The following is a 25,094-nucleotide window of genomic DNA, read 5'->3' on the forward strand; positions in this document are numbered from 1 at the left end:
GGCGCAAATGCAGGTTGAACCAGAGTGACATTTGAAGTCGCTCCTCGTACAGCCTCTCATCGTAACTCTATACAAACCAATTGAGTCCGAATTTTGCATTCATCGACTTACGCTAAACAGGAAACTCATCATGTTCAGCCAAAACATTAAGGAGAAAGGAGGTCAAGCATTGGCTGTCGCCACAGAACTCCTCAAACACATCAGCGACAAAACGATTCAAACTCAGACGAAAGACTTTGTGAGCCAGATCGCAGTGCCTGCGGAAACGTTCACTCGAATGGTGGCATTTGCATCAATGAGCCAGCCGACGCCGACGTCAATGAAATTCTCTTCCGCCCAACCGCCCATAGTATCTGAAAAGCTTCGGAGATTTCATTCCGCAAGCGCAGTCATTCAATGCGTTGGGTTTCGGAGGACGAAGACATGAGCATCGAGTCGATGGAGCACGTTGAATGACTCCGGAACTGTCCGATTCAAGAGGTCAATGTGAGCTGTGTTGAACTCATTGACTTCCGTCTCTGAGAGTGTCGCGCCGACTCCGCGACAAGCTCGAAATCGACCGCACCAGCCTTCACGGGTAAACGGGATCGGCTCGTCATAATAGAACATGGCCTGAACATCGAAGTCTGCTTCAGCCCAGGCCGGACAGGCAGGAATATTTCCGGACCAATCGGCACCGCCCCAATCTGGGTTGAACTTGAGCACAAGCTGTTCGCTGGCATGAGCGATCTTGTCCACCCGTGGCAACCAACAAAAATGTGAAGTCACGAGGAGACCGTCCGGCTTGAGGATTCGTCGCAATTCTCTAACTACTTTATCGGTATCAAAGTAAAGCCAGCACTGATTGGCAGCCACCACATCAAACGTCGGCTGCTGCCATGGAAGTGACTCGGCAGAGTGAACTGCGAATTCAACGGAAAGCCCCTCTTCGCTAGCGAGTTGTTTTGCCATCTCGATCTGTTCGCGTGAAACGTCGACACCGGTCACGTTTGCGCCCTGTTTTGCAAACTGACGAGCCATCACACCAGTGCCTGTGCCGAGATCCAGAATTCTCTGTCCCGCGAGTCCGATGTCGAAAGCAGAAAGTCGCCGAAAGAAACTGGCAGGTGGACCAGGACGATGAATCGCGTAGTCCCGCGATGTCTTGCCCCAATCGATGCTCTTGTCGCCGTCGGTTGGTTTCAGATCATGCATCGTTTTTCCTTCCCAGATTAGTGTCGTCTTCTTTAGTTCAAACTTTTAACTGGCAACTAACTCTCAATCGCAATCAATTGTCCTTCCCATCCGCTTTCAGAGTTCTTTGCGATCATCAAATACTCGCCTGACTCCGGTGCTTGAACGATGACCTTCCCACACTCATCCCAAACAGCGCTGCGTCCACCTGTTGGAAATCCGCCTGTTTCGCATGCGTAGTTTGCCATTGCGACGGGAGATTTGTACTCGCGTGCGTATCGAGCAAGAGTGTCTTCCGCTTTGCAGACTCCCTCAGGGGTTTTCGCCACGCTCGCCACGTAGATCGTCGCACCTTTCTGAAATGTATCTGCCGGGTGAATAGGATTGCTAATGTCGGCACAAATCGCGACTCCAACCTCACGCCCATGACATGGATAGACAGCCACATCATCCGACGGAATAAACCACGGAAATTCGTCTGGGTGAACGAATCGCTTTCGATAGACTTCGATCGGGAGTCTTGGTCGAAAGGTCAATGCTCCAATGAAGGGCTTTGCTGCGGATGATCGAATCGGGGCACCAGCGATGATTGCGATCTCCCGACTGTCCGACAATTCCTGAAGCACGGTCAGACACGGATCATTGGCCTCAATCGCAGTCTCTGCGGCAATCGTCGGCTCGTACCCAGTGAGAGAGAGTTCCGGAAACAGGACGAGCTTTGCCCCATGATCCGCTGCACAAGATACGATTTCGGCATGCCGCCGGATGTTCTCAGCAATGTCACCTTTCACAGAAGCGGATTGGGCAACTGCAATGCAGAACTCTTCTTGCGGCATACTCCCCTGCTCGATCATTGCAATTCTTCTAACTTGAATTGGAGCGATGAGCTTAACATTTTATGAATGTTTAGCTGTCGTTCGTCAAACTGAAGGCCATTGAAGCCTTCGTCAAACATGAATAAGTATGGTGCAGCAGATACTACCAACAACCCATTCCATTAATTCCGAAGGAGCATGAAGTAATAACCTCACGGCTTCAGTTTGTCGGCTCGTTGTACGAAGTCAGGGTCGATTGTAACACCGAATCCGGCGCCACTGGGACAACGGACCACACCGTCTTCGCATTTCAATGATGAGTCAGCACAATGAATGGGGAGACTCGTATTCCCCTTAAATTCCATAAACGGGCCGATGTTGGGTGTGAATGAGGCAAATTGCACAACGTCCAGGTAGCCGAGTCCGCCGCCGGACATGTGAGGCACAACTTTCATCCGGGCGGCCTCTGCCATGCGAGCAACCTGTGTGGCTCGAATCAGTCCGCCACCGTAGTGGAGATCGGGCTGAACAATATCCACTCCACGATTGGCGATTGTCCACTTCCACCGATGCATCGAGAACTCCTGTTCCCCTCCTGCGACGGGAATTGCGAGCGCATCAGCAACCTTCTTTGTGCTCCACAGGTCATCGAATTCACATGGTTCTTCAAAGAATCCGTACTGATGCTCTTCCATCAGCCTTCCGATCCGGATGGCTTCTGTCGCATCGTAGCTACTGTTCGAATCAGCATAGAGCGTGAAGTCGTTTCCGAACTTCTCGCGCACGAGCGGAATCAACGCTTCACTGCGGCCGGGGAGAGAGTCCACATTCCGGCTCATCCGTCCCCCCAGACGGAATTTAATCGCTTTCACACCTGACCCAGATACTAATCCCTGCAAATGTTCCACTTCTTCTTCTGGACGATTCCCACGGTTTCCGCTGGCAAAGTAAACCGGGATATCTTGCCGCAATCGACCACCGAAGAAATCAGCGACGGGGCGATTTGCAGCACGACCGAGTAGCTCCAGCATGTTCATTTCGATCGCAGCAACACAGATCCATAGAGCGATTCCCTGAAGCTTATAGTTACTGCTTCGTCGATACACATCCCACAGCAGTTCTTCAATTCGACGTGCGTCCTGACCAATGAAAGCTGGTGCGACATTCTTAAGAAACACTGGCCAGAAGTAGTCCATTTTTGCTGGATTCGGAACCGTGATCGCTTCGATGCCATCGGAAGTGCGACTGCGGACGAGATAGCTGCGACCGTTTCGTAACAGTTCAATTGACTTGACTGTGACGGGCTGATTCACTGACGACAGATCGAGTACGGGCTTCTTCAGAATTTGATCGAGTTTCTCTGAGAGACGATGCCCTTCATTGACTTCGACTTGATCGCTGACCACTTGAGTCGTAGAAAGCCCGATTGCAGCTGCGCCCGACAACGTGATCGATGCCAATGCCGATCGACGTGAGATGCACTCGTCTGTTTTGAAACTGCTGGCCGACCGAGTCGATTCGGTGCGTGTTTCCATAAGTTAAACCTCTCTGAAATCTGTGTGCTATTCGTCGAAATCCCACCCTGAATAAACTCAGTGCGTTCCATGCTCACAAGTGAACTCTCCCGAACGGGACTTGGATTGAATCGTGAGATGTATTGGCAAGGCAAATAGGAAAACAATTCTTCCCAACAAAACACAGCGAGCGTGCAACGGTCCATAAGAGCCGATCTATTTCCAGCTCTCTTTCAGGTTCTCGTAGCCACTCTGATGGGCGGCTAAAACTGTTTTCGAAGCGGAAGTCCCGGTTTCGATCGACTGCTCAAGGACGAGGTGAGGAGATATTCCACGGCTACGAAGGATGTCAAACAGGCGAGCGTAGTTGAGATCACCGTCGAAGGTAAAACTCTCCGTCCAGATTCCTCCCTTCGACTGACGCAGGTGCAATTCGACAATGCGGTCAGCGTAGTGATCGATCGCGTCGAAGAGTGCGACCTGAGAATTGCCACATCCTCGATAGACCCAATGGGCATCCAGACAGAACTTCACGTGCTCAGGGTTCGTCGCAGTGAGCATATGATGAAATTCGCGAGCACCCTGTCTCAACTCGCTATCGTGGTTGTGGTATGCCAGAGTGATACCAAGTTTCTTCAACTGTGCTCCGAGCCGGTTTAGCGACTCTGCTTGATGGATGAGTTGCGAGTCTGACTTGTCTTCGCTGCCGCCCCAACGAATCGGCGACGGGTTCGTGACGATAATGTGTGTGCCGAGGTCGGCTGCGCGTTCAGCAATCGACAACACCTGATCAATGCTTGCTTCGGACTGTTCTTCGTCGTGCAGGACGCTATTCACATAAAGCGACCGCATTTCCAAATTATGGTTTGAAAGGCGTTCTTTCAGACCGTCGAATTCTGCGGGCTGATGAATGATCGGCTCGTATCCAGTGATCCCTGTACTGGCGATGTCAGCGAGCAGCTCATCTGTATGCAGCGTCAATGTTTTTCCGTCACGGCGTGCGAAGGTTGACCACGGGTAGGTGTTAGTGGCGATGTGCAGCGGATGGTCGGTAAGTCGATCCGCAGCCTGGAGTTTTGTCAGCGTCATACCAAGAGCAGTTGCTCCGGCGACTTCAGTCAGCATTTCGCGGCGATTGATCACTTCAAATTCCTCAGGTGCCGAATTTTGCAAGATTGGCCATACTTTGAGTCATCGTATGTTTTTTCTGCATTCGTGGTAACCATTCGATTCAATGTGCTATCCGATGATGATTTTCAGTGTTTGTGTTTCAGACTCAAGGTGATCGAAGCGTGGAATTGGACGAGCGAATCAAACAGGTTCAAGATGGGAATCTGGATGCATTTGCAGTGATCGTACGCCTCCATGAACGAACAATCCGTGCTTGGCTCGTTTCGCGTTGTCCGCCTGGAGGAGATGCGGACGAAGTGGCACAAAAGACATTCGTGCAAGCTTTCAAAAGAATTGACGACTATGAAATCGGGACGGACTTCCGAGCCTGGTTGTTCACAATTGCCAGATATCAGTTGATGGCGGAGTGCACCCGACTGCAACGACTGGCGGACTATCAAAGCCGCTACGCTCCACTCGCACTCAGCCGAGAATTGGAACGTCGGGCGACGAGTAGCTCTCAAGCACAGGATCAACTGCTTGGATTCCTGCGAAGCTGTCTGAAAGAGATGGGTGAGAAGCCACAGCAGCTTTTGAATTGGCGATACACCGAAGAATTGCCATTGGCTGAGATTGCGGAACTGACGAATCGAAGTGTTGGGGCAATCAAGAAACATCTGTTTAAATTGCGAAAGAGTCTCCACGACTGCATACAGCGAAAGCAGGCAAGCGAGGCTGTGCGATGAATCCTAGTTTCGACCAGCTTTGGACGGACTACCTGGAAGGAGAACTCGACGGCTCCGGGTTGATCGAGTTGCAGGAAATGCTGGCTGCTGATACCGAACTCCTCAAACATGCTGCGAATCTCTTCGAGGAACATCGGTTGCTAGGATTGGAGCTTCAACCATTCGATTCAGACGCTTTCGTCCAAGATACCATCCGGAGAATCGAAGATGATCAAGGGACGTTTCTCCGTTCTATCACCGAGAAACTTCGCGGAGCCGAACAGCCTTCCGAGAGGGACTCTTCACTCGTCAGATCAACTGTCTCTTCCAAGCGATGGTTCAGTTCGATCGCGATTGCGGTTCTTACACTGCTCGTCTCCTTAAGTCTGCAACACTGGTTTGGTTCATCCCAAGTGATCGACAAAACGGACCTAATGTCAGACAACGCGACTCGCTCTCGATTGGCAAATGATATTGCGACTCTAATTTTTGAAGACGGTTGTGAATGGTCGTCAGAAACAGCTTTGCATGAGGGGCAACGATTACCGCCGGGGAGTCTTGAACTCATCACAGGAACAGCAGTCATTCGCTTTGACGGTGGTGCAGAACTGGTGATGACCGGGGAAACGTCCCTCGTCTTGAGTTCAACAGGCAGTGCGAAACTCAATCATGGGAATGTTGTTATCCGAGCTGAAGATGGGGCAGAAGGGTTCGAATTGGCAACGCCTCGCTGCCCGCTGATTGACCTCGGGACAGAGTTTGCAGTCCGCGTTGGCTCTTCCGGTGACACCGAAGTTCACGTTCTGGATGGACAGGTCGAGTATCGAAATGGCAAGTCGCCGGACATCTTGACGGCTGGCCACGCAGTCCGACTTTCGAAAACAAGTGACACTGCGGAAGCGGTTGAGCTGGACTCTCCTAGGTTTGAAGAAGTGGTTCGCCGTGCGAATCCCCGACCGCAACCTGAACGCATGCAAGCTTACGAGGGGTTCCATTACGAACCTGGCATTCTACCACTCGAAGAAACGACGAAAGGCATCGGCTGGGGTGGCCCCTGGCGGCTGCGAACGCAGGAGGAGCGCAAAGTCCCCGACGTTGAGAACTCGCCAGAATTCTTTGAGATTGTTCACGGATTAATGAACGTTACCTGGCCCGTTCCCGGCGGGCGACTGGGAATGCTTATGCTTCCACCTAGCAATTCTTTCTACGTGAGGCCGCTCGCCAAGCCTGTAGATCTCGGCAAAGACGGAGTCACATTTTTCAGTTTGATGGTCCGCGAAACCGAGCGGCGAACGGATCGAAAGCGGCCGCAGGAACATCTGCGTCTCACTTTCCGCGCGTCCGAGGACTATTTTTCTGATTCAGTAAGCTTTGGGCATGGGCCCGGGGCTCGCCCTCGGATTCAAGCTGGCAATGGCAATCAGTTTACAAGCCCACTCGTCTTGCCAACTGAACAGACGATGTTATGGATCGGAAAGATCATTTCTCGCAAGGAGGGTAAAGACGAAATCTATTTCCGAATTTATGGCGAGCAGGATCTGCTGGGATACGCAGAGCCGAGCACCTGGCACGTTGTTACACGCGGAGTTGATATTTCCAGTCGGCTGGATCGCCTGCTTTTGAGTTCGACGGGAGTGACTGCTCGAATCGTGGATGAACTACGTATCGGCCCGACCTGGCGAAGTGTCGCCCCCATGCGGGAGGAACATTGATATCGCCTGCTCACTTACCCTCGACAGTATCGATCCTTCGGGTAACGCCTCAATCAAGTGAGTCTTGGAGTTTTTTACATGCTGGTCGTCGACCTTCGTCGATTTGTGTTTCAATTGCCCTTGCAAATGAGCCAGCAGCTTTGAATTACGAGTTCTTGGTGATGCAGTTTGAAGCTACTTAGAATGCGGTGAACCTGAATAAACAAGGAGTGGCTAAAGTTCTCCATTTAAGGTAACCAAATGGCAGAAGCTGCTATTTAAAAGCAATCAGAAGATTGGAAATCGACCAGTGGGAGATTTGAATTGAAGAATTGTTTCGCAGTCGTCGCTGTCTGCCTGATTTCCGTCTCGAATGCCCGAGGCGAAACTCCATCTTTGATCCGTGAGTTCTTGACCACTCACTGCTTGGATTGCCACTCTGGTGAAAGTGCCGAGGCTGGTTTCGACCTTGATTCCCTCGCCTTCAGTCTGGATGACTCCACGGTTTTTGATCGATGGGAGAAAGCTCACGACAAGGTTGAACGTGGGGAAATGCCTCCGAAAGACGTCGATCAACCGTCGGATTCTGAGCGAGGTGTTCTGCTTCAGCAACTATCGAAACACTTAACCGCTGCCGATCAAGATCGCCAAACGAAATTTGGTCGCGGGACAATCCGCAGACTGAATCGAGCTGAGTTTGAAACAGCACTCAGTGATCTTTTTTCGATCCCACTAAATATCCAAGCAGAGCTCCCCGAGGATGCGAAGAATCATGGTTTTAATACAGTCGGTGCAGCGCTCAATGTTTCTTCCGTTCAGATGGAAGCGTACCTGAGCGTTTTAAACAAAGTGCTTACGCAGGCCACTACCCTGTACGAGAAGCCTCAACGGCGAACTCACCGTCTGAGCTACCGTGAAGAGAATGGCATCATGCAGGTCTACCGTCGCGGCGGTCCCTTCCTCATTCAGGATGACGGAGTCGCTTTCTTCGCGACGGAGAAGTTTTCACATCTTAATGCAGTCATGAGCCAATGGACTGCTCCTCACACAGGGCGCTATCGGGTCAAGGTATCGACTTTTGCACTACGTTCGGACGAGCCGGTGATTGTCTCGTTGCGAGCAGGCGGCACTGGACATGCTGAGTCGAATCATGTGCCTCATGTGTTTCTCGACCATTTCGCCGTGAAAGAAGGGAATCCACAGATATTTGAGTGGGAAGGGACTCTAGAGCGCGGCCAATATTTTCATGTCTATCCGACGTCATTGCCTCCGATGCGGTTTGCCGGTCCCAAAGAGGAAATGCAACAGCACGCATACAATGGTCCGGCTGCCGTCATTCAGTGGGTCGAAGTTGACGGTCCGATTTTTGAACAATGGCCGCCAGCATCTCATCGTGTACTGTGGGGCGATGTTGCAACGACACCAATTCCCGACGCTCAACCGAATCAAGATCCCATCGCACATCTCGACGAACCTCCCGCCAGGATCGCGCAGCCCAAAATGACTCGAGTTCCAGTTGAGAAAGCGACTGGGAACAAATGGATCTACGATCCGAAAAAGCAAGAGGTGGGAGGTGAACCGATTCACAGGAGTGCGGGCATCCCTGCTCCACTACATGCCACACTCGCATTAAATCCATCTTCACCGAAGAAGGTTGCTGCTTCACTGTTGTCAGAATTCGCCAATTGTGCCTTCCGTCGACCTGTTGGTGATGAAGAAATCGCCCCTTACATTTCTCTCGTTCATCATTGGCTGGACGAAGGGCGAGACTTTGAATCGGCGATGCGTGTCGGGTACATGGCACTGTTGACCTCTCCTGGTTTTCTCTATCACCAAGCTTCGTTGCCCGATGCAGCCTCCGAGTTAAGTCCCGTGGCATTTGCCGAAAGACTCAGCTTTTTCCTCTGGAATGGTCTGCCGGACGATGAACTCAGAACGCTAGCCGAAACGGGTCAAATCTTGGATCCCGACACGCTGCGGTCTCAGGTCGATCGCATGCTGAACGATGACCGCTCCGATCGCTTCCTTAAAGACTTCCTCGATCAATGGCTCGATCTCCGCTTGATTGATTTCACAGTACCAGACGAGAAGCTGTACCCGGAGTTCGACAAACTCTTGCAGTGGTCCGCCGTGGAAGAAACTCTCGCTTTCGTCCGCAAACTTGTCGAAGAAGACCTGCCGTCCCGGAATGTCATAGATTCCGATTTTGCGATGGTGAACTGGCGCCTCGCGAAACACTACGACCTCCCAGCAGTTAATGAGATGCACGTGCAGGCGGTCTCTCTTCCCAAAGACTCTGTCCGCGGTGGTCTTATGACACAGGGGAGCATCCTGAAGGTGACCGCAAATGGCACAACGACCTCTCCGGTTGTGCGCGGCGTCTGGTTAATGGAACGAATCATGGGTATCCAACCAGACCCTCCTCCGCCTGGAATTCCGGCTATTGAACCTGATATTCGTGGTGCGACGACAGTCCGCGAGCAATTGGAGAAACATCGCAGCTTGGCCAATTGCGCCGATTGCCATGCCAAGATCGATCCCCCCGGAGTGGCACTGGAAAGTTTCGACGTCATTGGAGGCTGGAGAGATCACTACAGAGCTATCAACGAAGAACTCGAAGACTTGAAGCCAAGGTACAGCCCGTTCCAACCTGTCCCGATCAGATACGTCGAAGGGCCTCTGGTTGACGCTTCCTACGAATTAGCGGATGGCCGATCGTTTGAAGACATCCAGGGATTCAAACGTTTACTACTTGAAGACGAACGTCAAATCGCCCGAGGAATCACCAAGAAGCTTCTTATTTACTCGACCGGAGCCGAAGTCTCGTTCTCTGATCGAGAAAAAGTTGAAGCAATTCTCGACCGTGCTCAATCGAGCGAGTACGGCTTCCGATCACTCATCCACGAAATCGTTCAAAGTTCACTTTTCCATCGGAAGTAGCTCAATCGATCAGAACACAAATCTCGCGACCAAAACAGGCCCAATCTCTATGCATCGTATTCAATTAAATCGTCGCAGTTTCTGTAGCGCCGCTGGCGTTACACTGGCATTGCCGTTGTTCGAGTCTATTGTGTCGAGGAGCTGCCACGGTGACGATTCAGCCCGAGCGACGGACGGATTCGTGCCTGATGATGTGCCACGCCGAATGATCTGCATTTGCAACAATCTGGGACTGCATCGTCCATTCTATATGCCCGAACAGTCGGGACGCGACTATCAACCTTCCCGATACTTAAAGCTCCTTGATCAGTTTCGGGATGACTACACGGTCTTTAGTGGAGTCTCGTTGCCGTCTGTCGATGGCGGACACATCGCCGAGAAGAGCTTCCTGACGGGTGCTCCTCATCCTGGAAGCGGGAGTTTCAAGAACTCAATTTCGCTTGACCAGCTCGCAGCAGATTACATCGGAAGAGAAACTCGGTTTCCCTCGCTTGTATTGTCAGGGCGTGGCGGCAGCAACTCGATTTCGTGGACACGTTCCGGAGTTCCGATTCCCGGTGAAGCTCGACCGTCGCGAGTGTTTGAAAAATTGTTTCTGGCTGGCAGCCCGAAGGAGATAGAAGCCCAGATCCAAAGTCTCCGTGAAGGGCAAAGCATCATGGACACCGTGCTTGACCAAACACGGTCACTTCACCGTCGACTGAATACAACCGACCGTGCCAAGTTTGACGAGTATCTGACTTCGCTTCGCGAGGTTGAGCAGCAGATGGTTCGCCTTCAGGAATGGGAGAAGACTCCCAAGCCCAAAGTAGACGCCAAACCTCCACGAGATATCAAAGACAATGCTGACGTGATTGGTAAAGCTCAATTGCTGTTCGATCTGGCCCATCTTGCCTTCGAAACAGACTCAACGCGGATCATCACGGTGCTTATGCAGGGAGACTTTCTCGTCCCACCAATTGACGGCGTGACCGAAGGTTATCATACCGTTTCTCATCACGGTCAGAACAAGAAGAAGATCGAGCAACTTGCAATGATCGAAGAGGAGCATATCCGGCAATTTGGACAACTCATCGGCAAACTGAAAAACACCAAAGAAGATGGCGGATCGCTGCTTGATCGAACGATGGTGTTGTACGGCAGCAATCTCGGCAACGCGAGCAGCCACGATAACACGAATTTACCAATCATCCTCGCGGGTGGCGGGTTTCAACACGGACAACATCTCGTCTTCGATGAGAAAAACAACTACCCGCTACCAAATCTGTTCGTCAGCATGCTACAGCGACTGGGTATTGAGACCGACCGCTTCTCGAGCAGCACAGGGACAATGCGAGGCCTGAAGCTGACGTGAGGAAACACTCTCAGGATGAGTCTTTAGAGCCCTTCGATCATCACTCACTCCAGTTTTTAGGTGAGCGCCTATTCAGAATCTGGATCGCATGGTACCTGCCGAATCGATAGTCATCAGGATTCGCGTTTTGTACGATCACAGACTGATCAAACCACACTGATGCGTAAATTGCACTCGCTCTTTCCCACTGACAACCACATTCAGGAAAACATTCACCAGTCAAAATCGATGTAACGTTCTTTTAAACACTGCCTCGAAGGAGTAGTTCTTTTGAACGATGACACAAAGCCTTCGTCAATCACACGCAGGGATTCGTTAAAGCTTCTCGTCCCATCCGCTGCGGCGTTCGTGCTCTCGGGACAATCCTTCGCCGATCCCGGACCTGAAGAGCTGCCACGATCCAAAATGGGCCTCGTGATTTATGATTGCAATCATCGTCGCCAATGGTTGCGTGAGAAGAATCTTCAACACGATCTGTTTGAGCCGATCACGTTTCTCAAACATTGTCAGGCATTGGGAGCGGGCGGAATGCAGGCCAACCTCGGAGTGATGGCGACCGAAGAAGTTCGCGAACTCCGCAATTTCGCCGATCAACATCAACTGTTCATCGATGCCATCATTTCAGTACCCAAGAACGATACTGATGTCGACCGGTTCGAAGCCGAAATTAAGACTGCACGCGAAGTCGGTGCGCAGGCAGCGAGAACGACCATCATTCCTGGCCGACGCTACGAGCGATTCAAGTCGCTGGCTGAATTTCGAGAGTTCGAAAACAATGGTCAGCGAATGCTCGAAAGAGCGGCTCCCATCGTTGAAAAACACCGTGTGCCATTGGCCGTCGAAAACCACAAAGATCAGCGAATCGCGGATCGAATCGCGTTATTTCAACATCTCGATAGCGAGTTTGTCGGAGCCTGTGTCGATACGGGCAACAGTTTCGCATTGCTCGACGGGGCCTACGAACCCATCGAAGCTCTGGCCCCCTATGCGTTCTCCGTCCACTTGAAGGATCAGTCGCTTCACGAATACGAAGAAGGCTTCCTTCTCGCAGACATCCCGCTCGGGCAGGGAAGCTTTGACCTTAAGCGGATGGTTCAAACTCTTCGCAAGTTCAAACCGCAAATATGCTTCTCATTAGAACTGATCACCCGCGACCCACTGAAGGTTCCGTGCCTGACGGAAGACTATTACGCCACGATGCCTGATGTTCTGAGCCGCGACCTTGCACGCACACTGCAATTCGTTCGGATGAACTCTTCTGAGAATCTGCAAGAGGTTGGCACGTTACCTCTGGAGCGACGGGTTCAACTCGAAGACACCAACATCGCCGCAAGCCTTACGTATGCTCGGGAGGAGTTGTCTTTATGAACAGTTCTCTATCTCGTCGTAATTTTCTCAAGACGGCCGGTGTCGCCGCAGCATGGACCGTGACAGCAACTGCCGCTCCTGCGAGATCCGCCAATAACATTGTTCGCGTGGGAGTGATCGGAACGGGGGTGCGAGGAAAATACCTGATCGGCAACCTGCCCAAGTCTGCTCGGGTCACCGCAATCTGCGATTGCGCAACCTCTCGAATCGCAGGGACGCTGGAACCCAAAGGGACTTTCACTTCGGTCTTGCAGTCGTTTTGTGAAACCTCTGCCACTGCTTGTCAGACCTATACGGATTACAGGCGGATGCTCGATCGCGAACAGTTCGACGCCGTCATCATCGCCACTCCTGACCATCACCACACTCTGGCAGCCATGTTGGCACTGCAAGCTGGCTTGGATGTCTATCTCGAAAAACCGCTCACTGTTTCGATTCGTGAAGGTCGATTGCTTGCGGACATGGTCGAAAAGACCGGACGTGTGCTACAGGTCGGCAGTCAGCAACGAACGATGGAGCTCAACCGGTTTGCGTGTGAATTTGTCCGTGACGGAGGTTTGGGCCAAATCACTCGAGTGGAGCTACCCAACTATCCGGGGCCATTGCCGATGCCATCGCTGGAAGGCGAACTCGCTACTGGCGGAGTCGATTTTAATCTGTTCTGCGGGCCTACTGCATTGCGACCACATCACCGGCACTTGTGGATGAAAGAAGATTTCAACGTTGGTGGTTTGTTGTGGCGAGGATGGGATCTGTTTCGCGACTATTCGGGACACCTCATGACAAATTGGGGGGCTCATTCAATCGACATGATGCAGTACGCTCTCGGACGCGACGACACCGGACCGGTCGCTATTGAGGCGATCCAGCCGGATTCAATCGAGATGATTCAGAAAGACTGGGCCAACAAAACACCCAAGCCCGATGGACAACATGATCGCCGCTTTTGGCCTGTAGCGATGAGATACGCCGATGGAGTTGAAGTTCTGTTCCACGGACCGAATGAGCCTATTCACATTTATGGCGAGCGAGGGACGATGCAAATTCGTCGTAACTATTATTCGATTGATTCTCCGGGATTAATTACCGATGGGCCTGATCCAGAACTGGTTGAGAAATGGGCAGGAGACGGACATGTCGCTCGCCCGCATCTTGAGAACTGGCTCGACTGCATTGTTACTCGCGACGTTCCGAATGCACCGGTTGAAGTCGGTCATCGAACGGCCACCGTCTGTCATCTCGCGAATATCGCACGGGAAATCAATCGACCACTACGCTGGAATCCGGACAAAGAGCAATTTGTGGATGATGAAGAAGCAGACCTCAAACTCGATCGCCCGCGCCGCGAAGGCTTCGAATTGCCGACTGAATAGCGATAACTTCTCAACAAGGCTGTCGACCGATGCAACATCGCCTCCTTGTCGACGACAAAAAACTCAAACAACGATTCTCTTACCGTCCTCCTGTTCACCGATTTTTATTTCTGCCGTTATTGAGCCTGTCGAGCACGAGACAAATTCGGGCCGAGTCATTCAGAAAGCTCAAAAACACGACGCGGGGCTCTTCAACTTGTACATGCTAGCGTTTCTACACCTGGGTACGCGGCGATGTTGGATTTCACCCTGGAGGGCCAGTCCGAATTCGCAGTGGGTCACGCAGCAGGCGAAGAACTTTCTAATGGATGCCGAGGACCTGGAACTCGCGCCGAAGATGGTGATGCGGGATAACGATGCCAAGTACACCGCTCCATTCGATGCGGTGTTCGAGAGCAGTGGCGCCCGCATCAAACGCAACACGCCGTTGTCACCCAACCTTCGGGCACACGTCGAGCGGTTCATCCAGACGCCGCAGGTCGAGTGCCTCAACAAGTTCGTGATCGTGGCTCAGCGGCATTTGAACTACGTCTGTCGGCAGTTCGAAGCATGGTACAACACCGAGCGACCACACGAGGCGTGCGGACATCTGCCACCGGCGATGGAAACAGAACCGGAGGAGCGAACCACGATTCGCCGTGGCGATGTGATCTGCAACACGCGGCTCGGTGGGGCGCTGAAGTCGTATGCGCGGCGGGCGGCTTAGACGTCGCAAATCAAGTTCCCTTTTGACTGTCATTTTTCCGAACGGACAGCTCTACTCAGCGTTGTTGATTCTTGCAATGTGCGTACTGATCTCTTTGCATGCAGATTCGATCTGGACGCAGACAGTCTCAATCTGCTGTTGAACCGCAATTAGCCCTTCCTTGTGACGTTCACAAAGTGCTTTCTGCTCCTCGGTTAATCGCTCGATGTATCCTTCAAACTCTGATTCCGGAATGTTCCCATCGTTGTCAGTCTTGAATTCATCGACCGAGATTTCTCCATCTAATGCCTCTAGCAGATCCTCATTCGTTCGCGCCAAATCCAATGTGTCACGATTGCCAGTCCAATCCTCGATTGACCTCAAGAGTTTCATGTCAACCTGAGACGACAATGGACCGCTAGGTTCATATGCTTCTGCCCATGCCCGATCTTTTTCACTGACTGCGTCTTCCACTGCCTTAAAGGCATCGTATGATTTGTCGACATCGTCATTGGTGAATTCGCCCTCTAATACTGCTCCGAGCGCCTCGAGCTGCGACTTGACAAGCAACAACGGGGTGATCGCTGAAGGCATCTTCTGACCGTAAAAGCGAACTGAGTCAGATTCTATTTCATCGACCCATTGTGAGATCTGACTTATGGTCGAAGAGTCACGAACGATGATACCGCCCTCCCAACTTGAAGAGCTTTCCTCTGAATAGTTGGCAGACCCCACGTAGGCGACCGTGTCCGTCAGTATGATTTTGGCGTGATTCCGAAAGCAAAACAGTACACGGGCAAAGGCGCCAAATCGCTCGGGATCGAGTTTTCGGAACATCGTCTTCATTTTGTTCCGCGCACGCTTCTTCGCGTTGTCAGACGTGTAGTCTTTGAATCGGCCTGGAATATTCGTAATCAGACGAACTTCAGCATCGCAATCACGAAGAAGTTGAAGGAGGCCTTCGTTGCCGTTCGAAATATTATAGGTGACGACCGACACTGTCTCGGACTGACCGATCTGATCAATGACCTCTTGGTAACCAAAATCGTCTTTTGAGAGAACGAGTTGGCCTGTCACGTCTGGGATCTCAATTCGCATTGTGCTTTCCTCGGATCTTATTGATTCGTGGCTTCACGTTCTCGAAACCAAGGTGAGAGATTGACAACAGCCTTTCGGACTGCATCAGGTTGAAGCCCCGACTTGGTCGACAAAATTTCGATGAGATCTTCCTGATTGGGTTGGCCCAGTGCGAGCCGATACAACAGCCGTTGCTCTTTCATCCAATGCAGCCAGTGCTTCTGTTCGCTTGTGGGCACATCAAACACGTAGCGGTTTACGGTCCCATCTTTACAGACCCACCACGGGGCCAGGCCGGAATCGTCGCTCATTCGCTCGTCTGCCAGTTCCGCAATCCGCGCCCACGGGCTCTGAGCAGAGCTCCGAGTCGAGATCGCCTCCTTGGCTAACCGAGCCGCGATCGCACGACGGATCGAGAGTCCGCCAAATCGCTGAATGCGGCCCTCACGCTGCTCCAGGTCGACCGGATTTCGGCACAGGTCCCAGTGCACCAACGTGTCGCACCATGCGTGGAAATCGAGCCCTTCCTGGCCGACCGATGTCGTAGCCAGCACGTAGGGCCAGAATGGCGTATTAAATGCTCGCCGCATTTCATCGGTTCGAAATGGCTTCTCTCCGTCTTCCAGACTGCGTACCTGCGTCTGAATAAACGGCATCGCGACATGGCATCGCAGTGAAAAGGTGGCGTCACGTTTTGCATCGACAGGATGCAGGAAGAACATACCGCTCTTGATGGTCAGACCTTCCCTGAGTTCCTGTGCCAGTTCTTCGTCGTGCAGATTGCGGAGCATCCCGGTGATCCAGAGATGCTCATCGAGAACGGATTCCAGATTGCCATCCGTAACGGCCCGCAGAATTGCGTCGGGATAGGACTCATTTCCTCTCGAAAGCAATCGGTAAAACCAGCGCTGATCAAGGTAGTTCTGGAGCCCCATCCACGAAGCTGCCAAGACCTCATAGAACGCCTCTTCCCAGTTCAGTACTTGTTCTTCAGAGTCGGAGCCACTGAAGTGTCGCAGCAAAGCCCTCCCGACGACGACTCCTGGCGAACCAAGTGCATAGTCGACCAGCGACTCAAAACCCGCTAGCCGGATCACGTCCAACGGTAGTTCTGCCTCCGCGTCCCAGTCACCCAGCAAATTGCCAAGACCAGTGTCATCAGTTTCGCCGGTGGCAATCTTGTTTCGCGCTGACCACCACGATTCACTGATCCTGTCCCAGTTGCCCGCAAGATGGTCGAGTCTTGCGATCAGCCCTCCCCGTGCAAGACCCTTGGAGTTCCTTTCCGCGTCGGACTCTGAGGATTCAAAACCGTCTCTATCACACGGTTTACGATGATCGCCGGCGCATCTACGTTCGGGGCACTCGACCGCCAGAAGTGCCCAAGCCTCGCATCAGACGTTCAAGACTGAAGATTCGGGCGGCGAACAACCCTGTCCGAAACGTGATCAAGGTGGCTCGCGAATACGAGGCGTTTCTGTCTCGCCCCGAGGTCTACGGCTATCGCCAGGTCGCTCAGAATTTCGGTATCTCGAAGGTGATGATCAGCTACTACCTGACGCTCTTGAATCGGCTCCCAACTGACTTCATCAGCTGGCTGGAAAACTGCGAGGAGGAACTCCCGCTGACGTTCTTCAGCCTGAAGCGGCTGAGACCCGTCACGATGCTGGACGAGCCGGATCGTCGTCCCGAGCTGGTTGCCCTGACTCGAAAACTGATCGAGGAAATGCAGGGCGATCCGTCAGAGGCCGTGCCAGCTCTCCTGGAACTTCTCGGGGAATCGGCACTGGCGACGCCAAAAGAGCGTGAGCATCGGTCCATCCAGCTCGACTGATTGATACGACTGGGCGGCATCCTGCCAAATCACGCCCCCAAGAAGCCGCTCAGCCTTTTCAAAGGCCGTCACCGGGGTGCAAAAAATAGATTTCCCTGTGTTTTACGTTGTTTTGCGAGTCTACCACGATGAGGAATGTTTACCAGTCTCTGCTGCTTCTGATCGCCGGAGCTACCCAGCAGGAACTGGCTCGGCATGTTCGATATCTGAAGGTTGAGAACGAAATTCTGCGGAGCAAATTGCCCAAACGGGTCACGCTGACTGAGAAGGAAAAGAACCGTCTCGCGAAGTTTGCGGCGAAGCTCGGATCGGCTCTGAACGAGCTGGCGACGATTGCACATCCCAGCACCATCCGGCGATGGATTCGCGAGGCGGCTGATGGCGTCAAGAAGTCAGTGGCAAAACGCGGTCGACCGAAAACCAAGGAGGAAATTCGGGAGCTAGTCCTGAAAATGGCTCGTGAGAATGACTGGGGTTACACCCGAATCATGGGTGAGCTCAAGAAACTCGGGATCACGCCGCCGTCTCGCAACACGATCAAGAACATTCTCAAAGAGAACGGGCTCGATCCAGGGCCGAAGCGAGGCGAGGGAACCTGGGACGACTTTCTGAAGCAGCACGCCTCCACACTTTGGCAATGTGACTTCTACGCCAAGAAAGCTCTCACATTGAAGGGCTTTCGGGATCTCTACATTCTCGTGTTTCTGCATGTGGAATCGCGGCGCGTTTACATCACGCCGTCGACGTTCCATCCCAATGAGGAATGGGTGAAACAACAGGCTGTTGCGTTTCTCGGCCACGTAAGGGACAGCGATCTCGACATCAAACTGCTGATGCACGATCGGGACACCAAGTTCACTGCCTCATCTGATGCGTTGTTCGATCAGGCGGGCGCTGAGATGAAGCAGACGGCGTTCCGGTCGCCCAACACGAATGCCTTCGTGGAGCGGTACATCCAAACGCTGCAACAAGAGGTGCTGGATCACTTCATTGTCTTCGGCGAACAACACATGGACTACATCGTGGCCGAGGCTGTTGAACACTACCATGCGGAGCGACCGCATCAGGCCAAAGACAACGCGCTGTTGATCAAACCGCCTGATGATGGAATTGAAGGGAATGCCGAGAATCAGAAGATTCGGCTCCACTGCAACGAGCGGCTCGGTGGCTTGCTGAAGCACTACTACCTGAAGGCTGCTTAGTGGTTGCATGCTTGGAAACGAGACGTCATCTGATTCATTGCTTGTGTCGCATGGCGAATTGTTCAGCCGACATAGCTGACGCCCTCGCTCCGACCGTCGAAACGAGGGCGTCCACTCATCTACTCCATATCGCAGTCCTCATCAGGATCAAACGACGTATCAACCCACTCCTCGTGAGTTTCGTCGCCATACAGATCAAACAAGCGGCGATTGATCGGACGATTTGCGCGGGCTTCCTGACGTGCTGTGACTTCGTCCCACATGGTCTGCGATTCGTCGCCGGACATCGAACCATGTTCAAGCAAATATGATGCGAAAGCCTCAATCATCTCGACGGTGTTGGCATGACTGACGTACACGGCTGCCCGTTCGATCTGCCTTTCAAGCATATGTTGTCCAAAATCGCCGTCTGACCAAACATAGCTGTGGGATTCGGTGGCAAGTTGCCAGTCGAACGGGAACTGTTGCACGCGTTCGATCGAGCAAGGTTCGCCCCGATATTGCAGTTCTGAGGCAGGGCCACAGAGGGCGACCGCAGTCAGGTTGTCCATCATTCGCGTGTGCTCGCTGGTTCCTGGCGGCAAACGGATTTCACGCGGCTCAACGATCGTCCGTTCGTCAATCCATTGTTTTCCCCTGGCTACCTCGAAGATTGAGTCTGGGAACTCGTCGAGCGACAGTCGGAAAACAGGAAACTGAAACCCGATCGCTGCGTATGCGTGACCGGCAACGTGCCAGGCTTGTGCTTCAAGCTGCTGTGACATGACTCTGCTCCTTCCGTAATAAATCGTTTTGGATGCCCCATTGTTGCTCGATCTTCCGCGCGGCTCGCTGGATTCGATCCACTTCACATTCGACGGCTTGCAGTTCATTGACCGTTGGAAGAAGACCGCGACGCATCATCTCCTTGAAGTCCCACAGGTTCTTGACGATCAACCGTAGTGCTAACCGAGCCATCCCGATCGTTCGGCCTTGGACATTGCTTGACTTCAGAATCGAGATAACAGCCTCCTTGCCGAGATGCCCAGGAACTGCCGACGAAACGTCAACTCGACCATTCAGGCAGTTTTGGAGACGCGTGGCAGCCAGGCGAGAAAGCCGACTCAGCTGCTTGGACTCGGCGAGGAGACGACAATCGCAAGTCACATCGACTCGGTGTTGAAGTTTCTCAAGGCTGCCCCGTGCCCTTGCGAGGCGACTCAGTACCTCGCCGAATTTCACCGTATCGAAAACCGTATCGTCGGATTGTGGGGCAATGGATCGGAACCGCCCCTCGATACGCCATTGATGCGGTGACGTTGACGCACATCCGAGGTTCGGCTGAGGCGTAAGACCGCCACTCGCGACTGAGGTCTGACTGGATCGAAAAGTACAGGCAAGACTGACTCTCCACAGTGTTCGATCAACGAATCGACAGCAGTTGCGAACTGAATCGCCCGCTTGAGTTTCGGGAAACTGGTCTTCGTTTGCGTTGCAATCTGTTCCGCGAGTTGCCGCGCCGGGCAGTGTTTTGCAAGGCTGCTCCATTCGCAGAGTGGAGATTTGCTCTCCGTAGCGACTCGGCGACGGAGTTCGAGAAAGCGTCTCCCGTCAAAGTATTCTCGCTGGAGTCCGCATTCCACCTTCTTCGTTCGACGTGGTTCTTTGATGAACTCCACAAAGACTTCGGTAGAACAACTCCGAGATGCGAGTGTCTTGCGAAAGACTGCCGTTGATGGACGATCAGGAGCGTGAAAGAAGTGGGACGGGCATTTCGCCCGGCAGTCACTGGCTCCGAACTTCGCCACGGGAGCGGTTGCGCTGGGCAGTTCCATCAAAGCCTTGGCCCACTGATGCTCGACGTTCGAGTCCGCGTTTGCGGAATACCAGATTTCGCAGAGCAGAGCACGCTCGCGAAAATAATCGACATTCCAGTGCATCCGCTTGCCATCATTGCGTTGGCGTTTGGGGCGAGTCAGACGACGGTCGAGTCCACCTGGACCGCAAGCACTGCCAACATACAGATACCAACCCGGCAGAAACTTGTGCTGTGCTCCCTTTCGATCGAAGGTGATGGCGGTTTTCCGAGACAAGTAGAAGACCAGGACATAGACTCCTGGAGATTTGGAAATGGAGTGCATAGGGCTCCCCGTATCGACCGACCGAATCGTCTTGAATCGGCCGGTCGTGAAAGGTGGGCACGCCCTCTTGGTAAGCCAGTGATGAATGTGACTCGATCGGCTCCAAAACCAGTGGAGCGAACCGGAGACAAAGTACGGCGTTAGTCTTCCACGGCCTCAAACAGCTCCAATGCGCCTAGGACAAATCCTTTGAGCCAATGGCCGGACGGATGCTCAACGCCGATTGATTTCCAAAAATCCCAGGCTTCCTGCCGGTCGACTTTGGCCTCATGTCCTTGAAGGATCGCTGAACCCACGAGCTCCGAAACCTGGTAACAACATTCGTTGCATTCCTCGAAGTATTCGTCGAAACCTCCACCCGCTTCGTCATCGAGCGCTTCTCGCAGCAGTTGAAGATTTCTCAATTCAACGTAATGAGCGTTCTTTGCTACCCATCTTACGCCCGCATCGAAACCGGCTTCGTTCTGATTCCTTTCCTGATCCGTTTCCCATTCTTCGCGTGACGCTTGAAGTCGGGTGGTCGCTTCGGCGACAGCTTGTTCTGAAACGATCGTTGCGATTGAACGTGCATTTGTGCTTTTCATTGTCTGTTCCTGTTGTATGTGATCTTGCAAGAATTGGTCTGGAGTAGAGGTGACAGCCCGGTGTTGGACCGTGCCGTCACCAGACGACCGTGGTGGTCGGGGCGTCGGATGTTATGCAGCCGTGCGAGGCCACTCTTGACGCACTTCGCCGTCGATCACTCCATCGAGGACGATCTTGGTGCCGGAATAATACTGCTTGTGAAACAACGCGGTGCCGGCGGCGTCACATTGATCGCGGATACTGCGGACCCAGTCCGTTTGCATCTCGTGACGTTTGGACTTGGCCGCTTTTTCGCAGCCCGTGATCACCCAGTCGATCTTGCGAAGACGACGGCCAAATTTGATTGGGCCGAGAAGCGGCTCGGCCGAAACGAATCGCACTGCCACCGGAATCTTCGTCAGCAGGTCGATGCGTTGGACGTAGTCCTGATTCTCTACGGTGACGCCGAGCCAGACGTTCGAGTAACCCTTGCCCCAATCAACTGGAAGACGATCCTGGATCAACTCGGGACGTTTCGTGAGGATCAACCAGTCGAGGTGCTCGCATTCCTTGATGATCTCCCACGCTTCCGGTCGCCACGCGTCTGCATCGGCGTGAAAGAAATCAGACAAGGAACAGGTGAAGACGCGGGAGGGTGTTCCACTCTTGAGCTCCTTCCGGTTCCAGATGAACGGGTTTCGCCACGTACCTTCCTTGGTTCGTATCGGCCCGTTGAATGGGACATGCCCACGCAACTTCAACCATCGGGAGATGTAACAGTGTTGGCACGCGGGCGAGACTTTCTGACAACCCATCCAAGGGTTCCAAGTGTGGTGAGTCCAGCCGATTTTGGAGTTCTGCATTGTGAGGGTCTGTCTCTTTTGGGTGAAACGCGAGTTGGGACTCGCGTTGAGAAACTGGTAGATGACCGGCGTCTTAGGCGAGAGGCCGGTCATTAGACCCTCTTGGTCAGGGGTGGAACCTATTAGCAGCGAGTTCGGTGTAGGAGACAGCCTCATACTCGATCGCTGGCGTGCCTCTTTGCTCAGATGCTCGGAGTCGTTTGAGCGCATCGTGAGAACGACACGGCTTTGACGATGGAGATCGTCTCGTGAAAGTAGAGGCAAAAGCCTGACGCCGTGTAGGCGAGTGGTGGCATTCCCTGGCAGAAAGTCGGCGAACTTCTTGAGTCGCGACACGGGTAATGCAGTCCCGAACAAAATCGGTTCGGAGTCGCAAATGCGGCGATTGTATCAACCGCAGGCCGGAGCAAATCTTGCTGGCATATTTAGAAATACCATGGACAGTGAGAGCGATCAATAGAGCCAATGAAAGAGTGTGTGCTCTCCAAGAAAAAAAAGTCGCGCCCCACCGAGCTGCCTTCTGTGGGGCGTCCCACACGCCGGATCTACTCTGTGTGAGCGGGCAAAACCAGCTTTTGGGCAAGCTAGGATGTCAGGCTATATTCAACTGTCTGATGGTAAATATCCAATTTTTGGCTATTCAGATGAAACTGTTCCTAGTGTTGTCCCTCTTTTGATTTACGTGCTGATCTTGGGCGTTGGCTGTAAGTTGTCTGGCTGGAAGGTTTTGGTCGATTTCCGGGTACAAGTCCAATTACAACAACGGTCCGCTCTCCATTCTCAATGTCTGGATCAACCTCAAGACTCTCACACCAGAAACTGTCGTTTAGTGTATAGAGTGATCGAGGGGATTGTTTATTCTTCATGCCTTTGCTCGCTTTTACATTATCCTTGTGGCTTGCTGCGTTTTGAATGCGGAGATCTAGAATCAGCAGGAACGTCACACGGCCGCGTGCACTCGAATAGTCGGATGGTTGATGTAAATAGTTTTCACTAATGTGCTCGCGTTTGACATGCTGGAATTCATGCTTCAGTTCGATTGGAAATTCCACCTCAGGAAATCGAATTCCCGAATCTGTACGGCCTCCGGCTACCGGACCTGTCTCGTATACACTCTGTGTTCCAAATTCTTGTCGCAGCCAACGAAAGACATCTTCTTGAAGATCACTCTCTGAGGCCGTTTGCCCCAGTCCATTGTCCTCCCTGCAAAGACAGTACTGCGGCAAGGAATCTCGAACGAAATAAACAAAGCTCACCAATGACGCAACGGTTGATTTTAGTCGACTCCACCACTCAGAATTGTATGGTGTCAGTAGCTCGCGAAGTTCTTCCAGAAGCCGGCAAGCAGTTCGGTGAACCATCGGGTCACCCCCAAAAAGACCATCTCCATGGACTGCAAGTAATCTCGCGTTTGGAATCATTGATTCAACAAACGGAGCGACTTGTCCGGTTTCTAAGGCACTCTCCAGTTCGCTAATGATTTCCCCTGGATGGCGTCCGGTGGCTTCTGCGACTCGTTGAAGTTGCTCCTGTGCATTTTTTGAAACCAGCAGAGAATCTGTTTCTAACCGACATGTCAATTCAAGCAGATTGCGCAGCACGTCACAGCAATCAACATTCGTCAATTCACACTCACGGAGTACAGCTTCGAGGCGTTTGCGGCCTACTGCTCGATGCAAGATCTTGCCAACTGTGGGTCGGACAATCTTGCGTTCAATCTCGATCACGTCTTCTTGCACCAGCAGAAACGACTCACCGAGCCAACACGTGGAAAGAGATTGCAGTGCTTCGGAAAGACTGATCAAACCGGTTTGGATGTTGAGCCAGCTGTCCGCACCGTTTACTGCGGCCCTCGCTACATTCAACGCATCAATGGACCGTTCGATTCCGACTAGGAAGAACGTCAAACTCGGGGATTCGTATCCCGGCCATTGCGAAAATGCAACTTGCGTTGATGACGCTAACTTCGCACACTCGTCGTCGTCGGAGCCTTCGCAAAACATCAAGAACAATTGCATCAATTGCTGCATTGCCATAGCGTCTGGCCTTGAACCTGCCAACTGGAACGCCGTGGCGGATTTTTTCAGCGCTTCAACGACGTTGTCGCGATTGTCAGCCGAGACGATCTCTCTGGTTTCCATGCACGCCAAATAGAATTTTGCTTCTGCTGACGCCTCTTCGTGAGGAGAATCGGCAAAGTCAATCAGGTTGGCACGCAGCTCTGGGCAAAGTCCAATTTGCAGCAACCTCCCGCTCAACGTCGCTGCCTTCCCGACAAGATACGGGTTGGCGTGCTTGTCAATACGTTGCAGATGAGATGACAGCTCGGACCTTGCGAGAGGATCGCGACAACCCAACACAAACAGGGCATCGAGCAGTGCCGGGCCCAAGAATGCATCCTCTCGTACATTGCGAAATGCATCAACAATAGCATCAACGGCTTCGACCGCTCCAGAACGCGCAGACAGGGCAATAGCCAATGAAACTGATTTTTGGGTCAGCGGACCAATTGCCAATTTCAGTCCTGTTATCAACGCAGATGTTGCCTCTTGCGTTGGAGACTCCATTGCGTGCGTTGCCAGAGAGTCGATCACCCCATCGGTCTCCGGGCATTTGTTGGCCTTTGCGAGTTTCTGGCGGGCATCGCTCCAGTAATCTGCCGTCGACTGTTGTGTCACAGGAGAAA

21 protein-coding genes and 1 pseudogene are annotated in these 25,094 nt (G+C 52.7%); 10 read left to right on the forward strand and 12 right to left on the reverse strand.

From position 1 onward, the window contains the following. Window positions 1-172: 172 nt before the first annotated feature. Window positions 173-357, forward strand: a pseudogene (locus AB1L42_RS22510) (oxidoreductase); the annotation flags it as partial. Between the two features lie 36 nt (window positions 358-393). Here the strand turns inward: AB1L42_RS22510 and AB1L42_RS22515 are convergent. From AB1L42_RS22515 to AB1L42_RS22530, 4 genes are all read right to left on the reverse strand, one after another. Then, on the reverse strand, window positions 394-1,194 hold the full coding sequence (locus tag AB1L42_RS22515; RefSeq protein ID WP_367061948.1) for a class I SAM-dependent methyltransferase: 801 nt from the start codon (window positions 1,192-1,194) through the stop codon (window positions 394-396). A 56-nt stretch (window positions 1,195-1,250) separates the two neighbouring features. Further along, window positions 1,251-2,027 carry a carbon-nitrogen hydrolase family protein gene (locus tag AB1L42_RS22520; protein WP_367061951.1) on the reverse strand — a complete coding sequence of 259 codons (777 nt, stop codon included), beginning with the start codon at window positions 2,025-2,027 and terminating at the stop codon, window positions 1,251-1,253. A gap of 173 nt (window positions 2,028-2,200) precedes the next feature. Beyond that, window positions 2,201-3,523, reverse strand: coding sequence for a mandelate racemase/muconate lactonizing enzyme family protein (locus AB1L42_RS22525; protein WP_367061954.1), 1,323 nt, complete (start codon window positions 3,521-3,523; stop codon window positions 2,201-2,203). Window positions 3,524-3,718: 195 nt separating this feature from the next. Next, window positions 3,719-4,645 (reverse strand): sugar phosphate isomerase/epimerase, encoded by a 927-nt coding sequence (locus AB1L42_RS22530; protein WP_367061957.1) that lies wholly within the window; start codon window positions 4,643-4,645, stop codon window positions 3,719-3,721. Window positions 4,646-4,761: 116 nt separating this feature from the next. On the opposite strand from AB1L42_RS22530, the gene AB1L42_RS22535 reads away from it, so the two are divergent. From AB1L42_RS22535 to AB1L42_RS22565, 7 genes are all read left to right on the forward strand, one after another. Then, entirely contained in the window at window positions 4,762-5,358 is a 597-nt protein-coding gene (locus tag AB1L42_RS22535; protein ID WP_367061960.1) for a sigma-70 family RNA polymerase sigma factor, read from the forward strand. Continuing rightward, window positions 5,355-7,049, forward strand: a complete 1,695-nt coding sequence (locus tag AB1L42_RS22540) for a FecR domain-containing protein (protein WP_367061963.1) — start codon at window positions 5,355-5,357, stop codon at window positions 7,047-7,049. Before AB1L42_RS22535 ends, AB1L42_RS22540 begins: the two co-directional genes overlap by 4 nt. A gap of 303 nt (window positions 7,050-7,352) precedes the next feature. Continuing rightward, window positions 7,353-9,968: a DUF1592 domain-containing protein gene (locus tag AB1L42_RS22545; protein ID WP_367061966.1), complete on the forward strand. Its 2,616-nt coding sequence runs from the start codon at window positions 7,353-7,355 to the stop codon at window positions 9,966-9,968. 181 nt (window positions 9,969-10,149) lie between these two features. Further along, the gene (locus AB1L42_RS22550) at window positions 10,150-11,322 is read left to right on the forward strand and encodes a DUF1552 domain-containing protein (RefSeq protein ID WP_367061969.1); all 1,173 of its coding nucleotides are present in this window, start codon (window positions 10,150-10,152) and stop codon (window positions 11,320-11,322) included. Window positions 11,323-11,592: 270 nt separating this feature from the next. Then, complete coding sequence (locus tag AB1L42_RS22555) at window positions 11,593-12,690, forward strand: sugar phosphate isomerase/epimerase family protein (RefSeq protein ID WP_367061972.1); 1,098 nt, start codon at window positions 11,593-11,595, stop codon at window positions 12,688-12,690. Then, entirely contained in the window at window positions 12,687-14,063 is a 1,377-nt protein-coding gene (locus tag AB1L42_RS22560; RefSeq protein ID WP_367061975.1) for a Gfo/Idh/MocA family oxidoreductase, read from the forward strand. The genes AB1L42_RS22555 and AB1L42_RS22560 overlap by 4 nt, the downstream gene beginning before the upstream one ends. 304 nt (window positions 14,064-14,367) lie before the next feature. After that, on the forward strand, window positions 14,368-14,769 hold the full coding sequence (locus AB1L42_RS22565) for an integrase core domain-containing protein (protein ID WP_367061978.1): 402 nt from the start codon (window positions 14,368-14,370) through the stop codon (window positions 14,767-14,769). Window positions 14,770-14,820: 51 nt separating this feature from the next. Here the strand turns inward: AB1L42_RS22565 and AB1L42_RS22570 are convergent, their stop codons facing one another. Then, window positions 14,821-15,846: a phospholipase D-like domain-containing protein gene (locus tag AB1L42_RS22570; protein WP_367061981.1), complete on the reverse strand. Its 1,026-nt coding sequence runs from the start codon at window positions 15,844-15,846 to the stop codon at window positions 14,821-14,823. Between the two features lie 17 nt (window positions 15,847-15,863). After that, complete coding sequence (locus tag AB1L42_RS22575; RefSeq protein ID WP_367061984.1) at window positions 15,864-16,922, reverse strand: helicase-related protein; 1,059 nt, start codon at window positions 16,920-16,922, stop codon at window positions 15,864-15,866. A 281-nt stretch (window positions 16,923-17,203) separates the two neighbouring features. Here AB1L42_RS22575 and AB1L42_RS22580 point away from each other — a divergent pair, with 281 nt between their 5' ends. Next, window positions 17,204-17,659, forward strand: a complete 456-nt coding sequence (locus AB1L42_RS22580; RefSeq protein ID WP_367061987.1) for a hypothetical protein — start codon at window positions 17,204-17,206, stop codon at window positions 17,657-17,659. 128 nt (window positions 17,660-17,787) lie between these two features. Next, entirely contained in the window at window positions 17,788-18,861 is a 1,074-nt protein-coding gene (locus AB1L42_RS22585) for an integrase core domain-containing protein (protein WP_367061990.1), read from the forward strand. A 119-nt stretch (window positions 18,862-18,980) separates the two neighbouring features. Here the strand turns inward: AB1L42_RS22585 and AB1L42_RS22590 are convergent, their stop codons facing one another. From AB1L42_RS22590 to AB1L42_RS22615, 6 genes are all read right to left on the reverse strand, one after another. Beyond that, window positions 18,981-19,625: a hypothetical protein gene (locus AB1L42_RS22590; protein ID WP_367061993.1), complete on the reverse strand. Its 645-nt coding sequence runs from the start codon at window positions 19,623-19,625 to the stop codon at window positions 18,981-18,983. Continuing rightward, complete coding sequence (locus tag AB1L42_RS22595; protein ID WP_367061996.1) at window positions 19,609-20,007, reverse strand: hypothetical protein; 399 nt, start codon at window positions 20,005-20,007, stop codon at window positions 19,609-19,611. The genes AB1L42_RS22590 and AB1L42_RS22595 overlap by 17 nt, the downstream gene beginning before the upstream one ends. A 71-nt stretch (window positions 20,008-20,078) precedes the next feature. Further along, window positions 20,079-20,981: a GIY-YIG nuclease family protein gene (locus AB1L42_RS22600; protein WP_367061999.1), complete on the reverse strand. Its 903-nt coding sequence runs from the start codon at window positions 20,979-20,981 to the stop codon at window positions 20,079-20,081. 140 nt (window positions 20,982-21,121) lie between these two features. After that, on the reverse strand, window positions 21,122-21,565 hold the full coding sequence (locus AB1L42_RS22605) for a hypothetical protein (protein ID WP_367062002.1): 444 nt from the start codon (window positions 21,563-21,565) through the stop codon (window positions 21,122-21,124). Window positions 21,566-21,676: 111 nt separating this feature from the next. Continuing rightward, entirely contained in the window at window positions 21,677-22,501 is an 825-nt protein-coding gene (locus AB1L42_RS22610) for a DUF5131 family protein (RefSeq protein ID WP_367062005.1), read from the reverse strand. A 563-nt stretch (window positions 22,502-23,064) separates the two neighbouring features. Continuing rightward, entirely contained in the window at window positions 23,065-25,086 is a 2,022-nt protein-coding gene (locus AB1L42_RS22615) for a hypothetical protein (protein WP_367062008.1), read from the reverse strand. Window positions 25,087-25,094: the final 8 nt, after the last annotated feature.

The organism is Thalassoglobus sp. JC818 (assembly GCF_040717535.1).
In the GTDB taxonomy this organism is placed as follows: Bacteria; Planctomycetota; Planctomycetia; order Planctomycetales; family Planctomycetaceae; genus Thalassoglobus.

Bases quoted from the DNA above. Each gene is read 5' to 3' on its own strand.
- AB1L42_RS22515 (WP_367061948.1), bottom strand. From the start codon at position 1,194: ATGCATGATCTGAAACCAACCGACGGCGACAAGAGCATCGATTGGGGC.
- AB1L42_RS22570 (WP_367061981.1), bottom strand. From the start codon at position 15,846: ATGCGAATTGAGATCCCAGACGTGACAGGCCAACTCGTTCTCTCAAAA.
- AB1L42_RS22520 (WP_367061951.1), bottom strand. From the start codon at position 2,027: ATGATCGAGCAGGGGAGTATGCCGCAAGAAGAGTTCTGCATTGCAGTT.
- AB1L42_RS22605 (WP_367062002.1), bottom strand. From the start codon at position 21,565: ATGAAAAGCACAAATGCACGTTCAATCGCAACGATCGTTTCAGAACAA.
- AB1L42_RS22525 (WP_367061954.1), bottom strand. From the start codon at position 3,523: ATGGAAACACGCACCGAATCGACTCGGTCGGCCAGCAGTTTCAAAACA.
- AB1L42_RS22540 (WP_367061963.1), top strand. From the start codon at position 5,355: ATGAATCCTAGTTTCGACCAGCTTTGGACGGACTACCTGGAAGGAGAA.
- AB1L42_RS22600 (WP_367061999.1), bottom strand. From the start codon at position 20,981: ATGCACTCCATTTCCAAATCTCCAGGAGTCTATGTCCTGGTCTTCTAC.
- AB1L42_RS22610 (WP_367062005.1), bottom strand. From the start codon at position 22,501: ATGACCGGCCTCTCGCCTAAGACGCCGGTCATCTACCAGTTTCTCAAC.
- AB1L42_RS22590 (WP_367061993.1), bottom strand. From the start codon at position 19,625: ATGTCACAGCAGCTTGAAGCACAAGCCTGGCACGTTGCCGGTCACGCA.
- AB1L42_RS22585 (WP_367061990.1), top strand. From the start codon at position 17,788: ATGAGGAATGTTTACCAGTCTCTGCTGCTTCTGATCGCCGGAGCTACC.
- AB1L42_RS22565 (WP_367061978.1), top strand. From the start codon at position 14,368: ATGGATGCCGAGGACCTGGAACTCGCGCCGAAGATGGTGATGCGGGAT.
- AB1L42_RS22560 (WP_367061975.1), top strand. From the start codon at position 12,687: ATGAACAGTTCTCTATCTCGTCGTAATTTTCTCAAGACGGCCGGTGTC.